Source organism: Streptomyces sp. KR55 (genome assembly GCF_052245645.1).
Lineage (GTDB): Bacteria > Actinomycetota > Actinomycetes > Streptomycetales > Streptomycetaceae > Streptomyces > Streptomyces flavusporus.
In genome coordinates this window covers 1-2239 of the sequence record NZ_JBQQCE010000815.1, presented here as the reverse complement: position 1 = coordinate 2239, position 2239 = coordinate 1, and the positions used below count along the sequence as shown (strand labels likewise).

Genomic DNA, 2239 nt, shown 5'->3' with positions numbered 1-2239 from the left:
ACCGTTCCTAAAGACTGAGCATGAGTTGCACATGCTCAGCCGCGTGCCTCGAACGGTGTTGGGCACACTGGTCCCCCGCGTTCGCTCCGCATCCGGCGCCATCGGATCGTGTCCGTGGTCCGGGAATGCAGGGGCGGGTTTCCTCATGCCCTCGGGCCTCCGGTCTGGCCTGGACGGTCCGATGCCCCGCACGATCGCTCTGGTCGTGAGGGGGCGGTGCCGTCCGTCGCCGGATCGGGTGCCCGAGGGCGCGTCGTCCAATCGCCACACCAGCGGCGTGATGCCGCGTGACGGGGCGGTTCTTACTGGTGAGGGGGCGCTGCCAGTGCTGAGCGCCCCACATCGAGGTGTAGGCCGGGTCCACAGCAACGATGGCGATACCGAGTTCGGCAGCCATCGAGATGAGCCGGGCCCGCAGCTTGGAGACGGGCATGCCGGAGATCAGCTTGCGGAACCTCCTCCGCCTGCCGTGTTTTTCGCGGGTCTTCTCCGCGCCGAAGTCGAGGTCTTCGATTGCGACGGCCAGGCCATGGCGGTGGGCCCAGTGCAGCAGCCGGATGAGCGCGTGCCTCACCTGGGCGTCGCGGTGCTGCGCGTTGCCAGACAGGTCGTAGGTGAAGGTGTGCGGGGCGCCGATCGGGTTTCCGTGCTGGTCGAGTCGCCAGGCGGCGAGGTGGTCGGCGTTGGTGTCCACACCGATCACGCCGCCGGTCACGGCCGTGGTCAGGGGCACGGTCTTGACCAGCGGGATCGACCAGGAAGCGGTCAGGTACCACCGCCCGCGGGCGGTGTCTTCGTGGATGCGGTACGCGACAGCCCGGTTAGCGGTGATCCGGTCGCGCCACTGCTCGCCTCGGTGTGGGAACGACACCTTCGCGGCGAGCACGTACCTGCCATGCCGGGCGTTGGCCAGGTGCGCCAGAGGGGCCGGGAGCTTGATGCTGACTTCGCCATCCGGCGTGACGCGGATGGTCTCGTTCCCGAACCGCTTCCCCGACTCGCCGTCCGCTTGGAGGAACCGCCGTTCCGCCTCCCAGCGCTGCCGCCATTCGGTCTCGGTGAGCTGAGCCTGTTCGAGGTTGTGACGGTTGCGAAGCAGCCGCTTCCCGCCGCGTACGACACGGACGCGCCCGTTCTCGCGGTCGGCCCGCTCAGCGGTCAGCCGGTCCTCAAGCAGGTGCAGGCGCCGGGTCTTTTGGAACCACTCCTGACGGCTGCGGTATCCGCCGGGCGTCCGCTTCGTCCCCTTCTCGCCGACCGGCAGCGACAGCCGGTGCGCGATCGTACGGATACCGGCTTCGAGGTTCTGGATGTGGGCGAACTGGGCCCGCCGCGAGAGCGCCCACTGGTCGTGCGTGGCCTTCGTGATCGACCCGGCCCACCGCGAGGAGGACTCCTCGGTCAGGGACCGCTTCCGCTCCGCCCAGGCGTCGGTGTCGTGATCCAGGCCGACCGCGTAGCGGGCCTTGAGGTCCTTCCCCGCCAGCGAGCCCAAGTGGTCACCGACCAGCCGCAAGACCTTCTCGTCGTCGGTGGTGAGGTGCTTGAGGCGGTCGCGGATCGCGACACCGGACGGTCCGAGAGCGACGAACGGTGCCTCGATCGGGCGGAGGTCAGCCATGCCGGGCTGCCTCCAAAGCCTTTCGGGCGCGGTTCTTCGCCGACCGGCGGCCGTACAGGCGGGCACAGAACGACGTCAGCACCTCCACCATGTCGCGAACGAGGTCGTCTTCGACTTCACCGTCATCGAGCACGACCAGGCGGCGCCCGTGCGCGGACAGAGCGGCTTCGACGAGTTCGACGTTCATCCGCCCGAGCCGGTCTTTGTGCTCGACCACCACGGTGGTCACGGCCGGGTCGGCCAGCAGACGACGGGCCTTGGAACGGAAACCGTTCATCCCCGAGCCGATCTCCGCCTCAACACGGACGACGCGGTGACCGGCCTTCGCAGCCCACGCCGACAACCGGGCCACCTGGCGCTCCAGGTCCGCCTTCTGATCGTGCGAGGAGACACGGGCATACAGCCCCAGCCCGCCGACAGCTTCCGGCGCCGTCGCAGCTTCGACGTTTACCAGGATCGTGCGGGGACCGACACGCTGAGCAGGCACGGGAAGTGTCCCGTTACGAAACCAGCGATACGCCGTGTGGGGACTGATCCCCTGCGCCCGCGCCCACTCAGTCAGATTCACGCGAAGATCATAGCACCACTAGAGTAATCTCATGCACGCTTATGCACACT

General features: G+C 68.2%; 2 protein-coding genes. Both read right to left on the bottom strand.

The genetic code is table 11. The annotated features are described in order from the left end of the window. Positions 1–7: 7 nt before the first annotated feature. Positions 8–1621: an IS200/IS605 family accessory protein TnpB-related protein gene (locus ACTWQJ_RS50450; protein WP_443313050.1), complete on the bottom strand. Its 1614-nt coding sequence runs from the start codon at positions 1619–1621 to the stop codon at positions 8–10. Then, the gene (locus ACTWQJ_RS50445) at positions 1614–2189 is read right to left on the bottom strand and encodes an IS607 family transposase (protein WP_443313049.1); all 576 of its coding nucleotides are present in this window, start codon (positions 2187–2189) and stop codon (positions 1614–1616) included. The genes ACTWQJ_RS50450 and ACTWQJ_RS50445 overlap by 8 nt, the downstream gene beginning before the upstream one ends. Positions 2190–2239: the final 50 nt, after the last annotated feature.

What these genes read in the sequence shown, in the direction of transcription:
- ACTWQJ_RS50450 (WP_443313050.1), bottom strand. Translation starts at nt 1,621, where the DNA reads ATGGCTGACCTCCGCCCGATCGAGGCACCGTTCGTCGCTCTCGGACCG.